We start from the raw sequence: 20,154 nt of genomic DNA, 5'->3' as shown, positions 1-20,154 counted from the left end.
CCACCAGCGCCAGATTCACCAGCACCATCAGCCAACTGAAGATCGCAGTGATTCCGAATACACTGCTCATGGCTTGCTTCCCCCTTTCCTTTTTCAAATCGCTGTTTTTCTCATCATATCATAAAGCGCTAAAGAGAAAAAGCCCGCATTGCCCGCCGGGCAAAAGTTTGTTATAATGGCAGATAGACCAAAACTGATAGAAAGGCGGTTTTCGCCAATGAAAGCCACTGTGGTGATCCCCAACCTGAACGGGGCCGGCTGGCTGCGGGATTCCATCGAATCCGTCTGGGCCCAGACCATGCAGGATTTTGAACTGATCGTGATCGACAACGCCTCCACCGACGAGAGTCTGGAGATCGCCCGCAGCTATGTGGGCCGTAAAAACTATACCCTCATTGAAAACGACCATAACACCGGATTCTCCTACGCGGTGAACCAGGGCATCCGGGCCGCAAAGGGCGAGTTCGTGGCTCTGTTCAACAACGATGCCTTCGCCGAGCCGGACTGGCTGGAAAACCTGATTCGCGCCGCTGAAGCGGACGAGCGTATCTTCGCGGTGAGCAGCCTGATGATCCGCCACTTCGAGCGGGAGCTGGCGGACGACGCCGGCGACTACGTGACCATTCTGGGCTTTGCCTGCAAGCGGGGCGACGGCATGAAGGCCAGCCGTTACGCAAAGCCCTGCCGGGTGTTCTCTGCCTGCGGCGGCGCGGCGCTCTACCGCAAGAGCATTCTGGACAAGATCGGCCTGTTCGACGAGAACTTCTTTGCCTACTACGAGGACGTGGACATCAGCTGGCGGGCCAACAGCCTGGGCTACAAAAACGTCTACTGCCCCACCGCCAAGTGCTACCACATCTGCGGCGCCACCACCGGTGCGGTGCGCTACAATCCCTTCAAGAGCATCCAGAGCGGGCGCAACAGCATTCTTCTGCCTTATAAGAACATGCCCATCCTGATGTTTATTCTGAACCTTCTGCCCCTGGCGGCGGGTTACCTGCTCAAAGCTGCCATGTTCCGGCTGCGGGGCTTCGGCCCGGCCTACGGTCAGGGCTTCAAGGAGGCTCTGAAGGTGATGGGCAAGCTGGAAAAGCCCAGGTTCCGGCTGAAGAACCTGCCCAACTACATCCTCATCGAGCTCTGGCTGATTGCAGACACCTTCCGCTACATCGTTTACCGGGTGCAGCGGGCATTTCACATTCAATAATCACTTTTCCCCCTGTCATTCAGACGGGGGGATTTTTTTGTCCTGTTTCCGCCTGCCGGAAAAATGCCAAAAATCTTTGTCAAAACCAGTTGACAAAGATCCTTGTCATTGCTATACTGATGATGACAAAGATACTTGTCATTTTGACACAGATACTTTGCAACGCAAAAGGAGGTTGAGCCTATGCCGCTGGGAAACCGGCTCAAGGAGCTGCGCGCGGCCAGGTCGCTGAATCAGCAGCAGCTGGGGCAGCTGGTGGGGGCGTCCCGCCAGACCATCAGCCTGATCGAGCGTGGGGACTACAACCCCTCCATCACGCTGGCGCTGCGCATCGCACAGGTGTTTGAAACGCCTGTGGAAGAGGTATTTTATCTGACGGGGGAGGAAGAACAATGAAACCGAAAGCGGAAAAGAAAAACACCTGGGTCTATGTGAAATTCACACTCATCCTCGTGGTGTGTGGTCTGTTTGGCGCAGGATGCAGCATGTTCATCGGGTCAGGCTTCGACGGTCTTTCCAGACTGAGCGCCACCCTCAGCCAGGGACTTTACGGGGCAGGCGTTCCACTGATGACTTTGGGTCTGCTGCTGTCTGCGGCGGCCACCGCCCTGTATCTGGCGGCGAAAAAACCCATGGCCCGTGCCGATGAGGACGACGAGGCTTATGAGAAGGCCAACCGGCTGCTCTGCCTTGCCTTGATTCTGACCACCCTGGGCTTCCCCTGGTTCATGCTGACCGCAGGGCTGGCCTTCGGGCGGGCCATTCGGTCCGAATCAATCCCGCTTGCCGGCTTCGGGTTTGGGCTGCTGATTCTTCAACTTGTCTGGCTTACCGCGCTGCAGGCCCTGGTGATCGGGGCCACCAAAAAACTCTACCCGGAAAAGCGGGGCAACGTGTTCGACACCAAATTCCACAAAGACTGGTACGCCAGCTGCGACGAGGCGGAGCAGAAGGCCATCGGCGATTGCAGCTACTTCACCTTCCAGGTGATGAACATGCTCTACCCCATCGTGATGGTGGTACTTCTCATGGTGGGTTCCGCCTGGTCCATCAACGCCCTGTGGTTCGTGCTGCTGGGCGGGCTGTGGATGATGCAGACCCTTACCTATCAGCTGCGCAATTACTGGCTGCAACATGTAAAACCCAACCGTTGACTTCAAACACGAAAAGGAGGAATCTGTCATGAAAACCAACTGGACCGCCGTGGAAAAACGGCAGCTGATTATCTTCGGACTGGTCGCTTTTGTGCTGCCCTATCTGTTGGGCATCCCCATGGGCCTTGCCTACCACGCAGGCAGCGACGTGAGGGCCTTTCCCTCGGCCCAGATGTTCTACCCTGCCGCCGGCGCTATCCTTGCCATTCTTCTCACCCGCCGGGAGGACAAAACCATCCCCCGCAAATTTTACATCTGTTTCCTGCTGGTGACCGTCCTCATGGCTCTGTGCGCCCTTGCCAGCGCTATTGCCCCCGCCCTGCCCTGGGCGGCGGCAAGCAACGGGGTCATCATGGTGGGCAGCGTGTTGTGCTGGGTCTTTTATTTTCTCGACGGCAAGGCACGCCGCACCGCCTGGGGCATGCGGCTCAACCGCTGGGTATTTGCGGTGTTTGCGGTGTTTGCGGTTCTCTACTTTGTCCGGATCGTCCTGCTCAGCGGGCTGATGATTTTGGTGGACCCTACTCTGGCAAAAGCAGAATCCACTTCCGTTGACCCGCTCTATTTCACCATCATGCTGGTGAGTATGCCGCTGAACTTCCTGCTGGTATACACCGCCTTTTTCGGGGAGGAGTACGGCTGGCGCGGCTTTTTACAGCCTCTGCTGCAAAAGCGGTTCGGCCTGCGGGGCGGCATTGTGGTGCTGGGCGTGGCCTGGGGGCTGTGGCACCTGCCCATCAACATCTTTTTCTACAGCCCTGCCACCTGGGGTCTGAGCGTAGTGAACCAGATCGTACTCTGCATCTGCTACAGCGTTTTCTTCGGCTTTGCCTACATGAAGACCAAAAGCATCTGGGCGCCGGTGCTGATCCACTTCTTCAACAACAACGCCATCACCCTGTTCACCGACCCCAGCGCCATCCAGAATCAGGTGTTGGACTGGACCAGCGTGCTGCTGGGCATGGCGGCAATGGCGGTGCTGTACCTGCCCTTCCTGGCCTCCAAGATGTTCCGCACCGGCCCGGTGGTGGAGCTGCCCCTCCCCGTAGAGGCACAGCCCGCCATCTCCGAGCAACCTGCCGAACCTGCACAATAAGGCCGTTTTTCTCCGCTGGGGTGCATTGCTACCCCAGCGCTTTTTTGCTATAATAAGGAGATATTGCGCGAACTGGAGGGGATCGTTTGTGGATGTGATCCTGATCATGTGTCTGGGAGTGCTGGTGGGCAGCCGGTTTTTCCCGAAACAATACAAAAAACTTTGCGAGCGGCTGCAGGTGGTGTGCACTCTGGCGCTGATTTTCTGCATGGGCGTTATGCTGGGGCAGCGGCCGGGCTTTTTGCAGGAGCTGGGCCAGCTGGGGCTGCAAAGCCTGGTGTTCTGCCTGGTGCCGGTGGCCTTTTCTGTGCTTTTTGTCTACCTGCTCACCTGCCGTTTTATGAACGGGCGGGAAAAGCGCAACAAACGGAGGTGACCGGCTTATGGTGATTCTGGCAGTGATCGCCCTGGTGGGCGGCGTTCTTTACGGGCTTTCCGGTCTGGAGCTTCCCCTGCTGACCCTGCTCGCCGGTCACTCGGACCTGGTGCTGTATCTGCTCATGTTCCTGGTGGGCATCAGCATCGGCCTGCACGAGGGCATCTGGGCAAAAATCAAGCAATACCACATCACGGCATTCCTCATCCCCATCGGCATCATTGCTGGTTCGCTGGTGGGCGGCGCGGTGTGTGCCCCGCTGCTTGGCTTTTCGCTGGGGCAAAGCACCATGGTGGCCAGCGGTCTGGGCTGGTACAGCCTGGCCGGTGTGACCGTGGGCAACCTGGCCGGAGCACAGCTGGGCAGCATTGCCTTTCTGAGCAACCTGATGCGGGAGATCTTCTCCTTTTTCGTGATCCCGCCCATCTCCCGCCGCCTGAACTACTACACCTGCATCGCCCCCGCTGCCGCCACCAGTGAGGACACCACCCTCTCGATGATGATCCGCTTCACCGACGAGGAAACGGTGGTGCTTTCGGTGTTCAACGGAGTGGTCTGTTCGGCCGCGGTGCCGCCGCTGATCTCGCTGTGTGCGGCGCTTTTGTGAGCAGTCTCTTTTGCAATTGAAACAAAAAACCGGGCCGGAATGCTGGCAATTGCCCATGCGTTCCGGCCCGGTTTTTGTATGTTCAGTTCTTGTCGCCGCCAAAGCCCAGGGCGGAAAAATCCACCTTCACCGGCACATGATCCGGCGAATAGATCATCTTGCCCCGCCAGACCGATGCGGGCACCGGCTCCACCGGCTCCTGGGGTGCTTCGGTGGGCTCCTGTGGCTCCTGAAGCGCTTCCTGCGGCGGATAGACGCTGCTTTCCGGCGCGGCGGTCCAGGCCTGCTCCGGCTGGGGCTCGTCCACCTGAGGCGCGGGCTGGGGCTGCTCCACAGGAGTCGCTTCCTCCTGCCGATGGAAGGCAACAGCGGACTGCTCCCCCTGTGCCGCCTGCTGCACCTCAAAGGCTTTGTTCTCCTCCAGTGCGGCCAGCAGCTCCGCTTCGGTGAGTGCCCCCTGATCCGGCTGTTCAAAGCCGTCAAAGATCTGCGGCTGCTGTTCCTGCGGGAAGGCATCCGAAACTTCCGGCTGTGGTTCCGCCTCTTTTGCAGGCAGGGGCAGCTCCTGCGCCACCCGCTCCATGGCCGAGCAATCCGCCGGGAGGTCGGTCATGCTGTGGCCGTAGTGAGCAAACAGCACCTGTCCGTCTTCGTTCAGCACCAGAGTAAGAGGCAGCTGATTCAACTCGTTTTTGGCCGGGGAATACCCCTCCTGGCGAGCCTGCTTGATGATGCGCATGCCCTCCAGCGAATAGCAGCGCAGCATGCCGCGCTTCTGGGGAATCTGGAAGTAATCGTACAGCGCGCCCTCCGCATCACAGATCAGCTCAAAGGGCAGCGAGCCCCTGGGCGCGGCCTTGGCAATGGCCTCGGGCCGGGAGCGTACCACGCAGGCCAAACGGACACTGCGCAGCGCGTAGATGGTCTCCAGATACTGGGTGATAAAATGCCGGGTGATGGGGTGCCCGAAGTTGGGCAGGAACACCAGCACCACCGGCTTGTCCCCCTGCAAAAAGCCGTAGAAGCTTTTCTGCGGTTCGTAAGGGGTATCGTAGGAAAACGCCGGAATTTTATCACCGGCCTTTAAACGCTTGGCCATGCAAGTCATACTCCTTCAACATCCGGCACAACCGCCGGTGTAAAATCACAAAAGGCGCAGCAGCGCCTGTGCGCTGCCGCTTTAAACCATTGTAGCACAACCGCCCCGGCTCCTGCAATGGCAGGCTCTGGCAGCTGCCTGTAAAACTTTTGTGTGCGCCGGGATTCACACAGCGCCGCAAAACAAAAGATGTGCTATAATAAAAACAACAATTCCAGCCCATTGAGCAAGCTGTTGAAGGAGGAATTCTCATGCATGAAGCAGTGATTTTAAACACCGAGCGCCGCATCCAGCGCACTATGGAGGCCCTGCGCGCCAACAACATGGAGGCCTACTATGTGAAGACCGCCGCCGAGGTACGCCCCTTTGTGGAGCAGATGATCCCCGAGGGCGCCGTGGTTTCCAACGGCGGCAGCGTGAGCCTGGCCGAGACCGGCGTGATGGACCTGCTGGCCAGCGGCCGTTATCAGTATCTGGACCGAAGCAAGGTGACCGGCGAGGAGCTGGACGCGCTGTTCCGCCAGGTGTTCAGCGCCGACTGGTATCTGGCCAGCACCAACGCGGTGACCGAGGCCGGTGAGCTGTACAACGTGGACGGCACCGCCAACCGGGTAGCCGCCATGACCTTCGGCCCGAAGAACGTGCTGCTGGTGGTGGGCTGCAACAAGATCGTGAAGGACATTCACGCCGCCGCCCGCCGGGTAAAGGAGATCGCCGCCCCCGCCAACACTGACCGGCTGAACTGCAAGACCCCCTGCGCCGTGACCGGCACCTGCGCCGACTGCCACAGCCCGGCCCGCATCTGCTGCACCACCACCATCCACCGCTACCAGCGGATTCCCGGCCGCATCAAGGTGCTGCTGGTGGGTGAACCTCTGGGCTTCTGATCCGGCTTTTCCGCCGCAAAAAATCGCCGCCCCGCTGCTTTGTGCTGGGGCGGCGATTTTTTATTTCTTGTTAACAGTCTTCCGGGCAGGCCGACGCAGATAACCCGCCTGGATGGTCAGCTCCGGGCGGCGCACCTTGCGCAGCAGCTCGTCCTTTTCCGCCTCACGGCCGGGCTCAAAATCGAACTCCCGGTATTCGGCGCGGGGACTGGTGCCCGCACGGCTGGCATAGATGTGGCTTGCGCCGTGGTAATCGCCCTTTCCCATGGGGGCCTCCCTCCTTTTGCTGCGGAATACAAAAAGCCCCCGGTTCCTTGAAAGGACCGGGGACACTTCTGTTTTAAAATAGCCCCGCCTTGCCGTCTGCAGCCAATCAAAACCTACCGGATGGCAGGTGGGTGCCCTGTGGCCGCTTTTCCACTCCCTTCTTCCGTGCTCCCCTTGAGGGGCGGGAGGTCTGCGGTCCGGCGGTCAACTCCGGGCTCCCTGAATTTGATTAGTAGGATTATTTAAAGCTGCAACAAATCGCACAAGGCAGGATGCTAAGCGTGTTTGGGCGGCAGGCTTACTGCTCGATGTCGAAGAATTCGCGCAGGCGCTTCTCGAACAGGTTGCTCACCTCGTAAAGCTCCTCGTCGTCTTCCACGATATCCAGGTATTCGCCCTCCGCGTCCTGGCCGACCTTCATCAGGATCAGGTCCAGCTCGGCGTCCTCCAGCTCTTCCTCGTTCTCCACGTAGGGAACCAGTGCCATGTAGTGAACGCCCTTGTGGTTCCTCGTCCTCCAGGGTCACCAGGTCGGGGGTGTAATCTTCTTCCTGCTCGGTGACAGGGGTGTTGTTCTCAGCCATGTTTGCTCTCCTTTTTCGGGCAGGCCCTCGGGCCTCGCCTGTGTGATCTGCTAGATAAAGTTTACCTTTTTTTGCTGCCTGCGTCAATAGAAAAACGCAACAAAACCCGCTGTGAAAGTTTTATAAAATACTTGGAGCAGCTGGTTTTTATTTTTCCCGGCTTTGTGGTATAATATGTATTATTTCTATCAAAAAATTACAGGAGGGCATCTTCCTTGCGCAGATTCATTGCTTTGGCAGCGGCCGTCGTTCTGGCCGCCGGCCTGCTCACAGGCTGCGGCGGCGGAGTTGTGGGCAGCTCCATCAAACGCCCCCAGGTGGAAAGCGAGGAGCTTCAGTTCCAGACCCCCGCCGAGGGCGACCCCATTGCCATCTTCAACACCAGCGCCGGTGAGGTGCGGGCCGTGCTGTATCCGGACCAGGCCTCCATGGCGGTGGAGAACTTCACCCGTCTGGCCCAGGAGGGCTACTACAACGGCACCAGCTTCCACCGGATCGTTTCCGGCTTTGTGGTGCAGGGCGGCGATGCCTCCGGCAGCGGCACCACCGGCTCCACCATCTGGAACAACAACCCCTACCCCAAGGAGATCTCGGACCAGCTGCACCACTATTCCGGCGCACTGTGCGCCGCCTTCAGCCCGGATGAGAATGTCTCCGGCCTGAGCCAGTTCTACTTTGTGCAGTCGCTGCCCGAAAAGCTGGACGACAGCCTGCGCACCCAGATGGAACAGGCGGGCGTGCGCACCGAGGTGATCGAGGCCTACGATACGGCGGGCGGCCTGCCCTATCTGGACTACACCGACACCGTGTTCGGCCAGATCTACGAGGGCATGGATGTGGTAGACACCCTGGCCCAGAGCGAGGTGGACGAGAACGGCAAGCCTGTGGAGGACGTGCTGCTCAACAGCGTGACCATCAGCACCTACGGCGCGGCGGACCCGGCTCCCGCCAGCGGCAGCGAAGGGGCTTCCTCCTCCGCTTCCCAGACCTCCAGCGCGGCACAGAGCACCAGTCAGACCGAATAAATTCATTCCGAGCGCACGCAGCACCGTGCGCTCTTTTTGTTTCCCCAGGGTCTTTCCGTCGATTTTGTGGGAAAACTGTGATATAATATCCCCCAAAGGCTTTTTCGTTTGCCTTTTTCCCTTTTTCATGCAGGAGGCTTATTATTATGGAAATGAAGAAGGTACGCAAAGCCCGCAACAAACTGGGCCGTGGGCTGTTGTCCCGCAGCTTTTTCTTCGCGGTCTTGCTGCTGCTGCAGATTACTCTGGTGGTTGGCATCGCCGTTGGGCTGGGCAGATTTTTCCCGTATTTTTATCTGTTTCTGATGCTGCTCAGCGCCCTGGCTGTGCTCACACTGCTGGATAAGGACAAGGTCAACCCGGTCTATAAAATCATGTGGCTGATCATGATTCTGGTCATGCCGCCCACCGGTACCCTGTTCTACCTGTTCTGGGGCCACCGGAACACCGGCAACCGCCACGCCAAGCGGCTGGAATCCATCACCGAGCGGGGAACCCGATCGCTGCCTCAGGACCCGGAGCCCATGCGCCGCCTGCAGGTGAAGGACAAAAACCTGGCCCGCAGTGCCACCTATCTGTCCCAGTGCGCAGGCGCTCCCCTTTATGGCGATACCCAGAGCGAATATTACGCCTGGGGCCAGGATTTCTTTCCCCGCTTTCTGGAGGAACTGAAGGGCGCCAAGCACTTCATCTTCATGGAGTATTTCATCATCAAGCCCGGCTACATGTGGGACACGACTCTGGAAATTCTCACCCAGAAGGCCGCCGAGGGTGTGGATGTGCGCCTTTTGTTCGACGCCTTCGGCTGCATGTTCACCCTGCCGGAAAACTACGATGAATTCTTGCGGCGCAAGGGCATCAAGTGCTATCCCTTTGCACCGCCCCGGCTGTCCGGCCGGATCTCGGACTACACCATGCTCAACCACCGGGACCACCGGAAGATCACCGTGATCGACGGCAACGTGGGCTTCACCGGCGGGCTGAACTTTTCCGACGAATACATCAATCGAAAAAAGCGCTTCGGCATGTGGAAGGACACCGGCCTGATGCTCAAGGGCAGCGGCGTGCAATCGCTGACCGCACTGTTTCTGGAAATGTGGGACTTCACCACCGGCAGCGTGAGTGACCCGAAGGACTACGCCCCCACCCTGCGCTACACCGCCCGGGGCTTTGTGCAGTCCTACGGCGACAGCCCGCTGGACGAGGAGAATGTGGCCGAAAACGCCTACTTTAACGTGCTGCAGCAGGCCACCAACTACGTGTATATCGCCACCCCCTATCTGGTGGTGGACAACGAGATGATCACCACCCTGACCCTGATCGCCAAAAGCGGTGTGGATGTGCGGATCATCACCCCCGGCATTCCGGACAAATGGTATGTGTACTGGGTGACCCAGAGCTACTACCGGGTGCTGCTGGAGGCGGGCGTGCGCATCTTTGAATACACCCCCGGCTTCATCCACGCCAAGATGTATGTGTCGGATGACAAAACCGCCATCGTGGGCAGCGCCAACATGGACTACCGCAGCCTGTATCTGCATTTCGAAAACTGTTGTGCCTTCTACGGCGGGCAGATGGTGCAGGATGTGCGGGCCGACCTGGAAGAATGCATGAGCGTGAGCAACGAGGTGTTCCTGGAGGACACCTATAAAACGCCCCTGCCCAAGCGGGTGGCGCAGCTGATCCTGCGCCTGTTCGCGCCGCTGCTGTAACAAGAAAAAGCGAGGTTATTGCATGAGAATCGTTGTGATCGACGGCCAGGGCGGAGGCTTCGGCCGCGCCCTGATTGAAAAGCTGCGTGCTGGCGGCTACGCCGGCGAAATTCTGGCGGTGGGCACCAATGCCGCCGCCACCGGTGCCATGATGAAGGCAGGCGCCACCGCGGGCGCCACCGGAGAGAACGCAGTGATCGTGAACGCCCGCCGGGCGGATGTGATCGCCGGACCCATGGGCATCGTGATGGCCAACAGCATGATGGGCGAATGCAGCCCTGCCATGGCGCTGGCCGTTGCGGACTCCTCCGCCCGCAAGGTACTGATCCCGGTGAGCAAGTGCGGAGTGCAGATCGGCGGCCTGCCCGAGCTGCCCCTGGCTGAATACATTGCGGACGCCGCCCGCCGGATTTTAAGTCTGGCATAATTTTGTTGCCGTGGCAACATGATTTTTCCGTTCCGCCGCATATACTAGAGTCACGGACCAAACGGTCCCTCCCAAAAAATTCATTTCTTTCTAAATAGAGCGAAAAGGAGTATTCATTATGAACCGTTTTGTATGTGACGTGTGCGGCTGGGTTTACGACGAGGCTGAGGGCTACGAGGACGGCGGCATCGCCCCTGGCACCCTGTGGGCCGATGTTCCCGAGGATTTCGAGTGCCCCCTGTGCGGCGTTGGCAAGGACCAGTTCAGCCAGGAGTAATTTCCCAATCCCCCATAAGCAAGCAAAAGGCCCGCGCCTGGAATTGTCCAGGCGCGGGCTTTTTTCGTTTTTCTTTATTCAAGGCCGGCCAACCAGATCCGGTTTTCCCGGTGATCGTCGCACACCTTGCGCAGTTTGGCCGTAACGGCCAGCTCCGGCAGCTTGCCGAGGCTTCTGGCTTTTACAGGGCACACTGCCACGCAGCGCATACAGGTGATGCACACCTTGCTGTCGGTCCTGTTTGGCTTCCCGGCAGGAATTGCCTCCACCGGGCACTGGTCGGCACAGCGGCCGCATTCCACACATTTTCTATTCGCCTTCGGGTGGAACGGTACCCCGCCAAAGTCCCGGTAGGGTCGATTGCCCGGCAGCTCCAGCCCCGGTTCCTGCCCCGGCAGAAGATTCTGGGCCAGCTCCACTGCCTGCTTTCCCAGCGCCGCAGCCTGGGAAAGGTCCGCCCCATTCGGGCGCTCCGCTGCGATCCGGGTGGCCATGGAATGCCGGGCCACAAATTCCCCGGCCGCTATGGGACGGTAGCCTGCCCGCTCTGCCAGATCATACAGTTCAACCAGCGTATCCTCGCTGGCGCGCGCGCCGTAAACACTCAGCAGCACCGCCGGGCCACAGCCCTTCATCTGCTCCAGCCTCTCTGCCACCGGCGCGGGCACCCGCCCGCCGAAAGACGGCACGGCCAGAATGGTCAGGGTCCGCTCGTCCGGCTGAAAGGGTGCTTTTGCCCGCTGCGGGGTGCAATCCCATTCCTCCATCGGCAGGCCGGTCCCTTTTGCCGCTGCCTGCCCCACCGTCCGGGTGGTTCCCGCGGCGGAAAAATAAATCAGCTGTGCTCTCTCAATCTTCACCGGCTTCTTCTCCTCATTCCTGCCCGCCGGCCTGCTCGGCGAAGGCCAGCCGCTTTTGTACATACACCTTGCTGGCATAGGCCTGCACCGCGCCCCGCAGCAGGGTGATGGCCGCCGGGTCCTGCTCGTTGCGGATCTGGGTGGGGGCTGCCTGCCCCAGGAACACCGCCCGCAGCGCGCTCTCCAGCTCCTCACAGAAGCAGTCGTAGGCCTGCTCCACCGGGCAGTGGTCCATCTGGGCGCGGATCATGCTGCCGATCTCCGGGATGCTGAACACCTGCTTGAGAGCGCAGATGGTCACCAGATAGGCCATGTGGGCCCGGTCGTATTTTTTGTTCACCGGCGGGCTCATCACCCGCTGCTTCACGTAATTGTTCACCATCGCCTTGGTCAGAGTGATCTGCTGCTCCTGGGGGGCGATGGGGGCAAAAATCTCGTTGATATAGCCGGTGACCTGATCCATATACAGCGCGATGCCCGGCAGCTCGGCCCAGCGGGGGCAATGGAAGCCCAGGACCTCCTGGGAAAGGCTGCTGTTCTCAAAGCCCTGTTTCATTGGTGTCACGCTCCGTTTCCTGTTGCAGTTTTCGCTGGTTTCTATCATAGCACAAAAGGGCTTTTGCTTCAATTTTTTCCGGGGATTTGCTATAATATGAGCCGGTATCAATGTACAAAAACGGCCTTGCGGAGGCCGGTGGGAGGCGGTAACATGAATCTGCGGCGCAAAGATGCGCTGACCAACATTGCCGAGGGGCTGTTCCCCTACAGCGAGACCTTTCTGATGTGGATGATCTGCTCCGGGCTGATGGGCCTTGCGGGCGGCGCGGTGGGCGCGGTGTTCTACCACATGGTAAGCTGGGCCAACCGGGTGCGAGCGGCTCACCCGGAGCTGTTATGGCTGCTGCCGGTGGGCGGCCTGGCCATTGTGGCGGTGTATCAGCTGTGCGGCATGAGCACCGAGCGGGGCACCAACCAGGTGATCGAGAGCGCCCGCAACGGTAAGCGCGCGCCGCTGCGCATGACCCCGCTGATCATCTTCGCCACCTTCATCACCCATCTTCTGGGCGGCAGTGCCGGGCGTGAGGGCGCGGCCCTGCAGATCGGCGGCAGCATGGGCGGCTGGCTTGGGGAAAAGCTGCGGCTCAACCAGCCCAGCCAGCATTTCATGGTGCTGTGCGGCATGAGTGCGGTGTTCAGCGCCCTGTTCGGCACCCCTCTCACCGCCACCATCTTCAGCATTGAGGTCATCAGTGTGGGCGTGGTCTACCACGCAGCGCTGCTGCCCTGCACCATGTCCAGCCTGGTGGCCTACGGCGTTTCCCGGGCGCTGGGGGCGGTGCCGGAGCAGTTTGTGATCCACAAGGCCAGCGGCCTTGGCTGGGGCAACTCCTGGCGGGTGGTGATTCTGGGTGTGGGCTGCGCGCTGGTGGGCATGCTGCTGTGCATCGTGATGCACACCGCAAGCCATCTGTACCAGACCTGGCTGCCCAATCAATACCTGCGCATTCTGGCAGGCTCGGCGCTGATCATCGGCTGCACCCTGCTGCTGGGCACACGGGATTACAACGGCGCGGGCATGCAGGTGATCGAGCAGGCCATCACCGAGGGCGTGCTGGCCCATCCGCTGGCCTTTTTGTTTAAACTGCTGCTCACCGCCCTCACCCTGGGCTGCGGCTTCCGGGGCGGCGAGATCGTGCCCACCTTCTTTGTGGGCTCCACCTTCGGCTGCCTGGTGGGGCCGCTGCTGGGGCTGGACCCGGGCCTGGCGGCGGCGGTGGCACTGGTGGCCACCTTCTGCGCCGTGACCAACTGCCCCTTCGCCAGCATCGTGCTGGGAGTGGAGCTGTTCGGGGCCGAGTCCATGCTGCTGTTCGCGCTGGCCTGTGCGGTGAGCTACCTGCTCAGCGGCCAGTACAGCCTTTACTCCGGCCAGCAGATCATGTATTCCAAAATCAACAATGAAAAGGTGGACAAGCCCGCCCACTGATTCCAAAATGAAAACAGCACCGGCAACGCATCTGCCGGTGCTGTTTTTCGTGTTTATACGGTGGCCTTCTGCCCGGCCTCCAGGGCCTTCAGCGCGGCCTCGATGCAGGTCTGCACATACTCCTCCCCCAGGCCGGTGTCCAGCGTCAGGTGGTAGTTTTTGCCCAGACCCCACACCCGCCGGGTGTAGTACTGGTAGTTGGTGGCCCGCCGCCGGTCCTCCTGGGCGATGCGGGTCTTTGCCGCCGTCTCGTCCAGCTGCTCCAGCTCCATGATTCGCTTTACCCGCCGGGCCTTGTCCGCATGCAGCCAGACCCGCAGGCAGTGGGGGTCGTCCCGCAGCAGATAGTCCGCGCAGCGGCCCACGATCACACAGCGACCCTTAGCGGCGATCTCCTCAATGGCCTTCTTCTCCGCCAGGAAGACGCTGTCCTTGGGGGATTCCTCCTCCGGGGCGTAGGCGTACATCTGGTTCACCAGGTCATACAAAAAGCTGTTGGTCATGTTCTCTTCCCGCTGGCGCACGAACTGTGGCGTGTAGCCGGTGGTGCCCGCGGCCATCTGCACGATGGCATCGTCGTAGAACTCGTAGCCCAGACGCTGCGCCAGCTTCTGGCCGATGACCCGTCCGCCGCTGCCGTACTGACGGCCGATGGCGATCACCCAACCGCCCTGGCCGTTCTCCACCGCCGCGGCAGCTTCGCTCTCCTCTTTTTTGCCGAACAGCAGGTCGGGCACAAAGGGCAGAAGGCGGCCGAACAGACGGGCGATGAAGCCCACCAGCAGAGCCGCGATCACGGTACCCTCGCGCACGCCGTACAGCGTGTGGGCAAGCACCAGCGAGATCACCGCGGCAATCACGGTCATGGACACATCAAAGCAGACCTTGGTGGTGCCGAAATCGGTTTTCCAGGTCTGGGTGACCGCACGCACAAAGGACTCGCCGGGCAGCATGGCCACGTCGGCGACGACCTCCAGATACACACCGAAGGCCAGAATCACGCAGCCGATCATCAGGGCCACCAGCTTGACCGGGTAGCTGCCGGGGGCCACAAACCCCAGCATGACCATGGTCAGGTCGATGAAATAGCCGAAGGCCACCGAGATGGGAATCTGCAGCAGGTGCTCGGCCTTGAAGTTCCGCCCCAGAATAAGCAGCTGCAGCAGGATCAGAAACAGGCTGAATGCAATGGTGAACTGGCCCAGCGTGAAGGGAAAGTTCAGACTGAGCACGTAGGGAATGGCCGAGATGGGTGAGGTGCCCAGATTTGCCTTGGTGATAAGGCTCACGCCAAAGGAGCTGATGAACAGCCCGAACAAAAACACCAGATACCGCTTTGCTTTTTCCATAAGATAATTAACGCTCCCCCTCTTTCAGATTGCCGTAAACGCGGCGGAACACCGCAAGAAGCTGCTCCCGCTCCGCTTCGCTCACCCCCCCTCAAAGGCCTGCTCCTCCAGCTCCTCGAAGGCCTGCCGGACCCGCAGCGCCATTGAATGGCCCTGTTCGGTGAGGTAGACCGCAAAGCTGCGCCGGTCCCCCTGCTGGGTACGGCGCTCCACCAGTGCCTTCTCCTCCATCCGGTTCAGAACCGAGGTGAGGGAGGCGGGCTCGATGTGGCAGGCGCGGGCGATCTCGGCCTGATTGGCCCCGTCGTGGTCCTGCAGATAGTCCAGCACCTTGGGCTGGCCCAGGGTCAGGCCGGTGTCCTTCAGTTTTGCCAGCAGCTGCCGGTGCACCATGGACTGATTGGCTAAAGGCAGATAGTGAAAGCTGTGTTCCATTGTGGCGATCCCTTTCCTGTTTTCGGCGTTCCAATTCATTAGAATTCTAATAATTAGCAAGCTAACTTTTGTATTATAGGCGTTTTTGCCCCGCTCTTTTAAGGGCAGAATGCTCGGAAAAGGCCAAAAAAGAGCCCTGTGCAGCGCACAGAACTCTTGTTCAAATCCATATCGATCAGTTGGAAGGGCCGTTTTGGGGCAGGCGCAGGGTGAACACCACCCGGTCGTCGGCGCTGGCGGCGGCGATGGTGCCCCCGTGCTGCTCCACGATCTGCCTGGCGATGGCCAGGCCCAGCCCGGCATTGCCGCTGGCACTGGCCCGGGATTCGTCCGCCCGGAAGAACTTTTCGAAGATGCGGGCCAGCTTTTCCGGCGGGATGGTGCGGCCCTGATTCACGAACTGCAGCACCACCGTCTCCCCCTCCAGCCTGCCCTGCACCCGCAGGGTGGTGCCGGGGTCGCTGTAGCTCACCGCGTTGCGCAGCAGGTTATCAAACACCCGGGCCAGCTTGGCCGGATCGCAGCGGACCGGCAGCTCGTCCGGCAGGTCCGCCTGGCAGTCCAGATGCTTTGCCGCCAGCTCCGGCGCGAACTCGCTGACCATCTGGCGCAGCATCAGCGACAGGTCCACCCGGGAAAGCTCCAGCTCCAGATGGCTCAGGCTGAACCGGGTGATCTCGAAGAACTCGTTCACCAGCTCCTCCAGCCGCAGGGCCTTTTCCAGCGCGATGCCGGTGTAGCGGGCCCGGGTGGCCGGGCTGATGTCCGGCTCATCCACCAGCAGGTTCAGATAGCCGATCACGCTGGTGAGCGGGGTTTTCAGATCGTGGGCCAGATAGACGATCAGATCGTTTTTTCGCTGCTCCTCCTGGCGCAAAGCCGCAGCGGCCCGCAGCCCCTGCTCCCGGGCCTGGTTCAGCTGATCCTGCACGGTTTTCAGCTGGGGCCGCAGCCGGATGGGGTCCTCCCCCGGGCGGGCCAGACGGCCGGCGGCCTCGGTCACCTCGTCCAGATAGCGCAGCGGCTTGCAGAAGACCCAGCCGGTAATGAGCACCGTGCCCACCCCGAGCCACAGCACCTGCAGCGCCGGGATAAAATGCTTGAAAATCTCCTTGAACAGAAACACCCACCAGAAGCGGCCCAGGTCCAGGCTGAAATACACAAAGGTCGCCAGTTCCCGCAGCAGCCAACTCAAAGCCCAGAACGCTGCCAGCATCACCGCCAGCTGCAGGGTGAAGCGCAACGCGGTGCGCCGGTGGGCCCAGTTTTTACGCAGTTCACTCAATGGTATACCCCACTCCCCAGACAGTTTTGATGAATTTCGGCTGACGGCTCTTTTCGTGCATCTTCTCCCGCAGCCGGGCAATGTGGGTCATCACGGTGTTGTTGCCGTCGATGTACTTTTCGCCCCACACCTCCTGGAACAGCTGCTCGCTGGGCACCACCTGCCCCCGGCGGCTGCACAGGTACCACAGAATCGAGAATTCCAGCGGCGTAAGGGCCAGCTCCTCGCCATACAGGGTACACTTGTGGGTGACCTCGCTGATGCACAGGCCGTTGAACTCGTATTCCCCGCTCTTTTCCGGCTGGGCGGACTGGTTGTACTGGGTATACCGGCGCAGCTGGGTCTTGACCCGAGCCAGCAGCTCCAGCGGGTTAAATGGCTTGGTGATGTAGTCGTCCGCTCCCAGCATCAGGCCCTGGATCTTATCCAGATCCTCCACCCGGGCGGTGAGCATCAGGATGGGCCACAGATGCTTTTTGCGGATGCGGCGGCACAGCTCAAAGCCGCTCAGGTCCGGCAGCATCACATCCAGAATGGCCAGGTCCACCGGCTTCTCCGCCACGCATTCCAGCGCCTGGGCCGCGTTCTCGCATTTGTACACCGTGTAGCCCTCGTTGCTCAGATAGACCTCCACCAGGTCCGCAATGGCGGCCTCGTCATCCACCAGCAGGATCTTCGCACTCATTCCTGCCCGTCCCCCTTTTTCCTTCATTGTTTCGCCTTTTATGATACGGCAAACCTCCATCCGGCGCAAGCGCCCGCAAAAAAACGCCCTGCTCCGGTATTATCCTACCAGAACAGGGCGCGGATGTGCTTTTCTTTTTGCTTGCGGAAATCTTACGATTTTCTCACGAAGCCCCCGGCCTTCAGGCCTCCTCCGGGTGATGCTTGCGCCAGGCCAGAAAGCTTTCCAGAATGACCGCGGCGCTCACCGAGTCCAGGATCTCCTTGCGCTTTTTGCCGAAGGTGCCCACCTCGCTTAGCTGGGCGGCGGCGGTGACGGTGGTGCGGCGCTCGTCGCAGAAGCGCACCGGCAGCTGGCCGTCCCGTTCCAGAATCGCCGCCATCTTGCGGGTCTTCTGGGCGCGGGAGCCCTCGGTGCCGTCCATGTTGCGAGGCAGGCCCACCACGATCATTTCAGCCTTCTGGGCGCGGGCGGCTTCCAGAATGGCGGCGGCCGCCTTGTTCATGCTCTTTTCCTCGATCTGAGGCAGAGGGGTGGCCAGCAGCTCGCTGGCATCGCTGATGGCAAGGCCGGTGCGGGCATCGCCGTAGTCCACAGCTAGGATCTTCATGGTTCTTCCTTTCCTTGTTCAAAATGAGCCCCAACTTCAACGAAAAGTTGGGGCTTATCAGTCATTTCAGTTGGGTGAAATTAATACAGCTTGGCACCCGCGGGGATGTGCTCGTCCACCATCAGCAGATGCAGCTTTTCTTCGCCCTCCTCGGTATGAATCGCGGAGAGCAGCATGCCGCAGGATTCGATGCCCATCATGGGACGGGGAGGCAGGTTGGTGATGGCAATCAGGGTCTTGCCCACCAGCTCCTCGGGCTCGTAGTAGGCATGGATTCCGCTCAGAATCGTGCGATCCGTGCCGGTACCGTCGTCCAGAGTGAAGTTCAGCAGCTTCTTGGACTTCTTCACGGCCTCACAGGCCTTCACCTTCACGGCGCGGAAGTCGGACTTGGAGAAGGTCTCGAAGTCCACCATATCGGCAAACAGAGGCTCGATCTCCACCTTGGAGAAGTCGATGGGCTCGGCCACGGAAGCGGCAGGCTCAGCCACAGCAGCAGCGGGCTGGGCCTTGACGGCGGCCTTCTCCTGCTTCTTGGGCGCATCCAGCGGCTTCATGGTGGGGAACAGGATGACCTCACGGATGGTGTCGGAGCCGGTGAGCATCATAACGCAGCGGTCGATGCCCATGCCCATGCCGCCCGTGGGAGGCATGCCGTACTCCAGAGCGGTCAGGAAGTCCTCGTCCATCATCTCGGTCTCGTCGTCGCCCCGGTCGCGCAGCTCCAGCTGCTTCTCGAAGCGGGCGCGCTGGTCGATGGGATCGTTCAGCTCGGAGTAGGCGTTGGCCAGCTCGCTGTGGCAGATGAACAGCTCGAAGCGCTCGGTCAGGCGGGGATCTTCGGGACTGCGCTTGGTCAGCGGGGAGACCTCCACCGGGTACATGGTGATGAAGGTGGGCTGGATCAGCTGCTCCTCCACCTTCTGGTCGAAGCAGGCGTACAGGGCGTTGCCCCAGGTCTTGTCGGCGGTGTCGGCCAGCTCCACGCCAATGGCCTTGGCAGCAGCCACAGCCTCGGCGTCATCGGTGATGGCGCCGAAGTCCACGCCGGTGTACTCCTTCACGGCGTCCACCATGGTCAGGCGGCGCCAGCCGGGGGTCAGGTCGATGTCCTCGCCCTGCCACTTCACCTGGTAGCTGCCCAGGATCTCCTTGGCGGCGCCGGACAGGATGCCCTCGGCGATGTCCATCATATCGTGGAAGTCGGCGTAGGCCTGGTACAGCTCCACGGTGGTGAACTCGGGGTTGTGCTTGGGGTCCATGCCCTCGTTGCGGAAGATGCGGCCGATCTCATACACCCGGTCGATGCCGCCCACGATCAGCCGCTTCAGGGGCAGCTCGGTGGCGATGCGCATGTACATGTCCAGATCCAGGGTGTTGTGATGGGTGATGAAGGGGCGGGCAGCCGCGCCGCCGGCGATGGTATTCAGCACCGGGGTCTCCACTTCCATGTAGTTGCGCTGATCCAGGTAGGAGCGCATGAAGCGGATGAAACGGGAACGGATCTCGAAGGTGCGGCGCACCTCGGGATTCATGATCAGGTCCACATAACGCTGGCGGTAGCGCAGCTCCTGGTCCTTCAGGCCGTGGAACTTCTCGGGCAGGGGCAGCAGGCTCTTGGCCAGCAGCACCATATCGGTGCAGCGGATGCTGATCTCGCCCATCTTGGTGCGGAACACCTGGCCCTTGATGCCGATCACATCACCGATGTCGAACTTCTTGAAGCCGGCGTACTCCTCCTCGCCGATCACATCGCGGCGAATGTACAGCTGGATGTTGCCGGAGGCGTCGCGCAGGTCGGCAAAGCTGGCCTTGCCCATCACGCGCTTGCTCATCATGCGGCCGGCCATGCACACGGTGCGGTCGGTCTCTTCCTCAGCGGCCAGATAATCGTATTCCTTTTTGATGTCCGCGGCGAAAGCGTCCTGCGGATATTTGGTTTTTTGGAAGGGGTCGTTGCCCGCTTCCTGCAGGGCTTTCAGCTTGTCGCGGCGCACAGCGACCAGCTCGTTGTAAGCCTTTTCGCTGAGCTCCTGATCCTGCTGGGGGTTGGGGTTCTTGTTTTCGTTCAGCTCCATGCTATTCCCTCCAAAAAACGCGCCGGCTGGCGCGGATATGATAGTTTGGCCCGCATACGGCGGGCATACTGCCTTATTATAGCACAAAAAGAGGCGCCGTGGCACCTCTTTTTGCGGAAAACGATCTTCTTTTTTGCGATTTTTGCC

The 20,154-nt window shown here is 60.4% G+C and carries 23 protein-coding genes and 1 other RNA gene; 12 read left to right on the top strand and 12 right to left on the bottom strand.

The genetic code is table 11. The features are described from left to right. Nucleotides 1-217: 217 nt before the first annotated feature. From J7G73_RS04070 to J7G73_RS04045, 6 genes are all read left to right on the top strand, one after another. Complete coding sequence (locus tag J7G73_RS04070; RefSeq protein WP_087292051.1) at nucleotides 218-1,207, top strand: glycosyltransferase family 2 protein; 990 nt, start codon at nucleotides 218-220, stop codon at nucleotides 1,205-1,207. Nucleotides 1,208-1,390: 183 nt separating this feature from the next. Continuing rightward, nucleotides 1,391-1,603, top strand: a complete 213-nt coding sequence (locus tag J7G73_RS04065; protein WP_087292048.1) for a helix-turn-helix transcriptional regulator — start codon at nucleotides 1,391-1,393, stop codon at nucleotides 1,601-1,603. Continuing rightward, the gene (locus J7G73_RS04060; protein ID WP_291245328.1) at nucleotides 1,600-2,361 is read left to right on the top strand and encodes a DUF3169 family protein; all 762 of its coding nucleotides are present in this window, start codon (nucleotides 1,600-1,602) and stop codon (nucleotides 2,359-2,361) included. Before J7G73_RS04065 ends, J7G73_RS04060 begins: the two co-directional genes overlap by 4 nt. A 28-nt stretch (nucleotides 2,362-2,389) precedes the next feature. Next, nucleotides 2,390-3,457: a type II CAAX endopeptidase family protein gene (locus tag J7G73_RS04055; protein ID WP_291245327.1), complete on the top strand. Its 1,068-nt coding sequence runs from the start codon at nucleotides 2,390-2,392 to the stop codon at nucleotides 3,455-3,457. 88 nt (nucleotides 3,458-3,545) lie between these two features. After that, nucleotides 3,546-3,833 carry a hypothetical protein gene (locus J7G73_RS04050; RefSeq protein WP_087180738.1) on the top strand — a complete coding sequence of 96 codons (288 nt, stop codon included), beginning with the start codon at nucleotides 3,546-3,548 and terminating at the stop codon, nucleotides 3,831-3,833. 7 nt (nucleotides 3,834-3,840) lie between these two features. After that, nucleotides 3,841-4,440 (top strand): lysine exporter LysO family protein, encoded by a 600-nt coding sequence (locus J7G73_RS04045; protein WP_291245326.1) that lies wholly within the window; start codon nucleotides 3,841-3,843, stop codon nucleotides 4,438-4,440. A gap of 82 nt (nucleotides 4,441-4,522) precedes the next feature. Here J7G73_RS04045 and J7G73_RS04040 read toward each other — a convergent pair whose 3' ends face one another. Then, nucleotides 4,523-5,539, bottom strand: a complete 1,017-nt coding sequence (locus J7G73_RS04040; RefSeq protein ID WP_291245325.1) for a redoxin domain-containing protein — start codon at nucleotides 5,537-5,539, stop codon at nucleotides 4,523-4,525. A 251-nt stretch (nucleotides 5,540-5,790) separates the two neighbouring features. Between J7G73_RS04040 and J7G73_RS04035 the strand changes: the two genes are divergently transcribed. Beyond that, nucleotides 5,791-6,426 carry a lactate utilization protein gene (locus tag J7G73_RS04035; protein WP_291245324.1) on the top strand — a complete coding sequence of 212 codons (636 nt, stop codon included), beginning with the start codon at nucleotides 5,791-5,793 and terminating at the stop codon, nucleotides 6,424-6,426. Between the two features lie 60 nt (nucleotides 6,427-6,486). On the opposite strand, the gene J7G73_RS04030 is transcribed toward J7G73_RS04035, so the two are convergent. The 3 genes from J7G73_RS04030 to J7G73_RS04020 form a co-directional block, all read right to left on the bottom strand. Next, a complete protein-coding gene (locus J7G73_RS04030) occupies nucleotides 6,487-6,693 on the bottom strand; it encodes a hypothetical protein (protein ID WP_291245323.1) in 207 nt (68 codons plus the stop codon). A 77-nt stretch (nucleotides 6,694-6,770) separates the two neighbouring features. Then, nucleotides 6,771-6,970, bottom strand: a non-coding RNA gene (gene ssrS / locus J7G73_RS04025) — 6S RNA. Between the two features lie 21 nt (nucleotides 6,971-6,991). Next, on the bottom strand, nucleotides 6,992-7,180 hold the full coding sequence (locus J7G73_RS04020; protein WP_291245322.1) for a DUF1292 domain-containing protein: 189 nt from the start codon (nucleotides 7,178-7,180) through the stop codon (nucleotides 6,992-6,994). Nucleotides 7,181-7,492: 312 nt separating this feature from the next. Between J7G73_RS04020 and J7G73_RS04015 the strand changes: the two genes are divergently transcribed. The 4 genes from J7G73_RS04015 (at nucleotide 7,493) to J7G73_RS04000 (ending at nucleotide 10,718) form a co-directional block, all read left to right on the top strand. Further along, nucleotides 7,493-8,302: a peptidylprolyl isomerase gene (locus tag J7G73_RS04015; RefSeq protein WP_291245321.1), complete on the top strand. Its 810-nt coding sequence runs from the start codon at nucleotides 7,493-7,495 to the stop codon at nucleotides 8,300-8,302. A gap of 146 nt (nucleotides 8,303-8,448) precedes the next feature. Next, a complete protein-coding gene (gene cls, locus J7G73_RS04010; protein WP_247643364.1) occupies nucleotides 8,449-10,014 on the top strand; it encodes a cardiolipin synthase in 1,566 nt (521 codons plus the stop codon). Between the two features lie 22 nt (nucleotides 10,015-10,036). Next, nucleotides 10,037-10,441, top strand: a complete 405-nt coding sequence (locus J7G73_RS04005) for a DUF3842 family protein (RefSeq protein ID WP_087292018.1) — start codon at nucleotides 10,037-10,039, stop codon at nucleotides 10,439-10,441. 118 nt (nucleotides 10,442-10,559) lie between these two features. Next, nucleotides 10,560-10,718 (top strand): rubredoxin, encoded by a 159-nt coding sequence (locus J7G73_RS04000; RefSeq protein WP_087180730.1) that lies wholly within the window; start codon nucleotides 10,560-10,562, stop codon nucleotides 10,716-10,718. Nucleotides 10,719-10,792: 74 nt separating this feature from the next. On the opposite strand, the gene J7G73_RS03995 is transcribed toward J7G73_RS04000, so the two are convergent. Together J7G73_RS03995 and J7G73_RS03990 are read right to left on the bottom strand one after the other, a co-directional pair. After that, a complete protein-coding gene (locus tag J7G73_RS03995; RefSeq protein ID WP_291245320.1) occupies nucleotides 10,793-11,578 on the bottom strand; it encodes a 4Fe-4S binding protein in 786 nt (261 codons plus the stop codon). Nucleotides 11,579-11,591: 13 nt separating this feature from the next. Further along, nucleotides 11,592-12,134: a DUF1836 domain-containing protein gene (locus J7G73_RS03990; RefSeq protein WP_158097467.1), complete on the bottom strand. Its 543-nt coding sequence runs from the start codon at nucleotides 12,132-12,134 to the stop codon at nucleotides 11,592-11,594. 153 nt (nucleotides 12,135-12,287) lie between these two features. Here J7G73_RS03990 and J7G73_RS03985 point away from each other — a divergent pair, with 153 nt between their 5' ends. Then, nucleotides 12,288-13,565 carry a chloride channel protein gene (locus tag J7G73_RS03985; protein WP_291245319.1) on the top strand — a complete coding sequence of 426 codons (1,278 nt, stop codon included), beginning with the start codon at nucleotides 12,288-12,290 and terminating at the stop codon, nucleotides 13,563-13,565. 53 nt (nucleotides 13,566-13,618) lie between these two features. Here the strand turns inward: J7G73_RS03985 and J7G73_RS03980 are convergent, their stop codons facing one another. The 6 genes from J7G73_RS03980 to lysS all read right to left on the bottom strand — a co-directional run bounded on the left by J7G73_RS03980 (nucleotide 13,619) and on the right by lysS (nucleotide 20,007). After that, nucleotides 13,619-14,914 carry a cytidylate kinase family protein gene (locus J7G73_RS03980; RefSeq protein ID WP_291245318.1) on the bottom strand — a complete coding sequence of 432 codons (1,296 nt, stop codon included), beginning with the start codon at nucleotides 14,912-14,914 and terminating at the stop codon, nucleotides 13,619-13,621. Between the two features lie 81 nt (nucleotides 14,915-14,995). Continuing rightward, entirely contained in the window at nucleotides 14,996-15,349 is a 354-nt protein-coding gene (locus tag J7G73_RS03975; RefSeq protein ID WP_291245317.1) for a MarR family winged helix-turn-helix transcriptional regulator, read from the bottom strand. A 175-nt stretch (nucleotides 15,350-15,524) separates the two neighbouring features. After that, the gene (locus J7G73_RS03970; protein WP_291245316.1) at nucleotides 15,525-16,634 is read right to left on the bottom strand and encodes a HAMP domain-containing sensor histidine kinase; all 1,110 of its coding nucleotides are present in this window, start codon (nucleotides 16,632-16,634) and stop codon (nucleotides 15,525-15,527) included. Continuing rightward, on the bottom strand, nucleotides 16,627-17,319 hold the full coding sequence (gene vanR / locus J7G73_RS03965; RefSeq protein WP_291245315.1) for a VanR-ABDEGLN family response regulator transcription factor: 693 nt from the start codon (nucleotides 17,317-17,319) through the stop codon (nucleotides 16,627-16,629). Before vanR ends, J7G73_RS03970 begins: the two co-directional genes overlap by 8 nt. A 181-nt stretch (nucleotides 17,320-17,500) precedes the next feature. Further along, the gene (gene ruvX / locus J7G73_RS03960; protein ID WP_058963683.1) at nucleotides 17,501-17,929 is read right to left on the bottom strand and encodes a Holliday junction resolvase RuvX; all 429 of its coding nucleotides are present in this window, start codon (nucleotides 17,927-17,929) and stop codon (nucleotides 17,501-17,503) included. A gap of 80 nt (nucleotides 17,930-18,009) precedes the next feature. Then, the gene (lysS, locus tag J7G73_RS03955) at nucleotides 18,010-20,007 is read right to left on the bottom strand and encodes a lysine--tRNA ligase (protein WP_291245314.1); all 1,998 of its coding nucleotides are present in this window, start codon (nucleotides 20,005-20,007) and stop codon (nucleotides 18,010-18,012) included. Between the last annotated feature and the right edge of the window lie 147 nt (nucleotides 20,008-20,154).

Origin of the sequence: Allofournierella sp. (genome assembly GCF_017889395.1) — a bacterium.
GTDB lineage: Bacteria > Bacillota > Clostridia > Oscillospirales > Ruminococcaceae > Allofournierella.
Note: the sequence above shows the minus strand (reverse complement) of the source record. Positions and strands in the feature narration are given on the sequence as shown.

What these genes read in the sequence shown, in the direction of transcription:
- J7G73_RS04070 (WP_087292051.1), top strand. Translation starts at nt 218, where the DNA reads ATGAAAGCCACTGTGGTGATCCCCAACCTGAACGGGGCCGGCTGGCTG.
- J7G73_RS04065 (WP_087292048.1), top strand. Translation starts at nt 1,391, where the DNA reads ATGCCGCTGGGAAACCGGCTCAAGGAGCTGCGCGCGGCCAGGTCGCTG.
- J7G73_RS04060 (WP_291245328.1), top strand. Translation starts at nt 1,600, where the DNA reads ATGAAACCGAAAGCGGAAAAGAAAAACACCTGGGTCTATGTGAAATTC.
- J7G73_RS04055 (WP_291245327.1), top strand. Translation starts at nt 2,390, where the DNA reads ATGAAAACCAACTGGACCGCCGTGGAAAAACGGCAGCTGATTATCTTC.
- J7G73_RS04045 (WP_291245326.1), top strand. Translation starts at nt 3,841, where the DNA reads ATGGTGATTCTGGCAGTGATCGCCCTGGTGGGCGGCGTTCTTTACGGG.
- J7G73_RS04040 (WP_291245325.1), bottom strand. Translation starts at nt 5,539, where the DNA reads ATGGCCAAGCGTTTAAAGGCCGGTGATAAAATTCCGGCGTTTTCCTAC.
- J7G73_RS04035 (WP_291245324.1), top strand. Translation starts at nt 5,791, where the DNA reads ATGCATGAAGCAGTGATTTTAAACACCGAGCGCCGCATCCAGCGCACT.
- J7G73_RS04030 (WP_291245323.1), bottom strand. Translation starts at nt 6,693, where the DNA reads ATGGGAAAGGGCGATTACCACGGCGCAAGCCACATCTATGCCAGCCGT.
- J7G73_RS04020 (WP_291245322.1), bottom strand. Translation starts at nt 7,180, where the DNA reads ATGGCACTGGTTCCCTACGTGGAGAACGAGGAAGAGCTGGAGGACGCC.
- cls (WP_247643364.1), top strand. Translation starts at nt 8,449, where the DNA reads ATGGAAATGAAGAAGGTACGCAAAGCCCGCAACAAACTGGGCCGTGGG.
- J7G73_RS04005 (WP_087292018.1), top strand. Translation starts at nt 10,037, where the DNA reads ATGAGAATCGTTGTGATCGACGGCCAGGGCGGAGGCTTCGGCCGCGCC.
- J7G73_RS04000 (WP_087180730.1), top strand. Translation starts at nt 10,560, where the DNA reads ATGAACCGTTTTGTATGTGACGTGTGCGGCTGGGTTTACGACGAGGCT.
- J7G73_RS03990 (WP_158097467.1), bottom strand. Translation starts at nt 12,134, where the DNA reads ATGAAACAGGGCTTTGAGAACAGCAGCCTTTCCCAGGAGGTCCTGGGC.
- J7G73_RS03985 (WP_291245319.1), top strand. Translation starts at nt 12,288, where the DNA reads ATGAATCTGCGGCGCAAAGATGCGCTGACCAACATTGCCGAGGGGCTG.
- J7G73_RS03980 (WP_291245318.1), bottom strand. Translation starts at nt 14,914, where the DNA reads ATGGAAAAAGCAAAGCGGTATCTGGTGTTTTTGTTCGGGCTGTTCATC.
- J7G73_RS03975 (WP_291245317.1), bottom strand. Translation starts at nt 15,349, where the DNA reads ATGGAACACAGCTTTCACTATCTGCCTTTAGCCAATCAGTCCATGGTG.
- vanR (WP_291245315.1), bottom strand. Translation starts at nt 17,319, where the DNA reads ATGAGTGCGAAGATCCTGCTGGTGGATGACGAGGCCGCCATTGCGGAC.
- ruvX (WP_058963683.1), bottom strand. Translation starts at nt 17,929, where the DNA reads ATGAAGATCCTAGCTGTGGACTACGGCGATGCCCGCACCGGCCTTGCC.
- lysS (WP_291245314.1), bottom strand. Translation starts at nt 20,007, where the DNA reads ATGGAGCTGAACGAAAACAAGAACCCCAACCCCCAGCAGGATCAGGAG.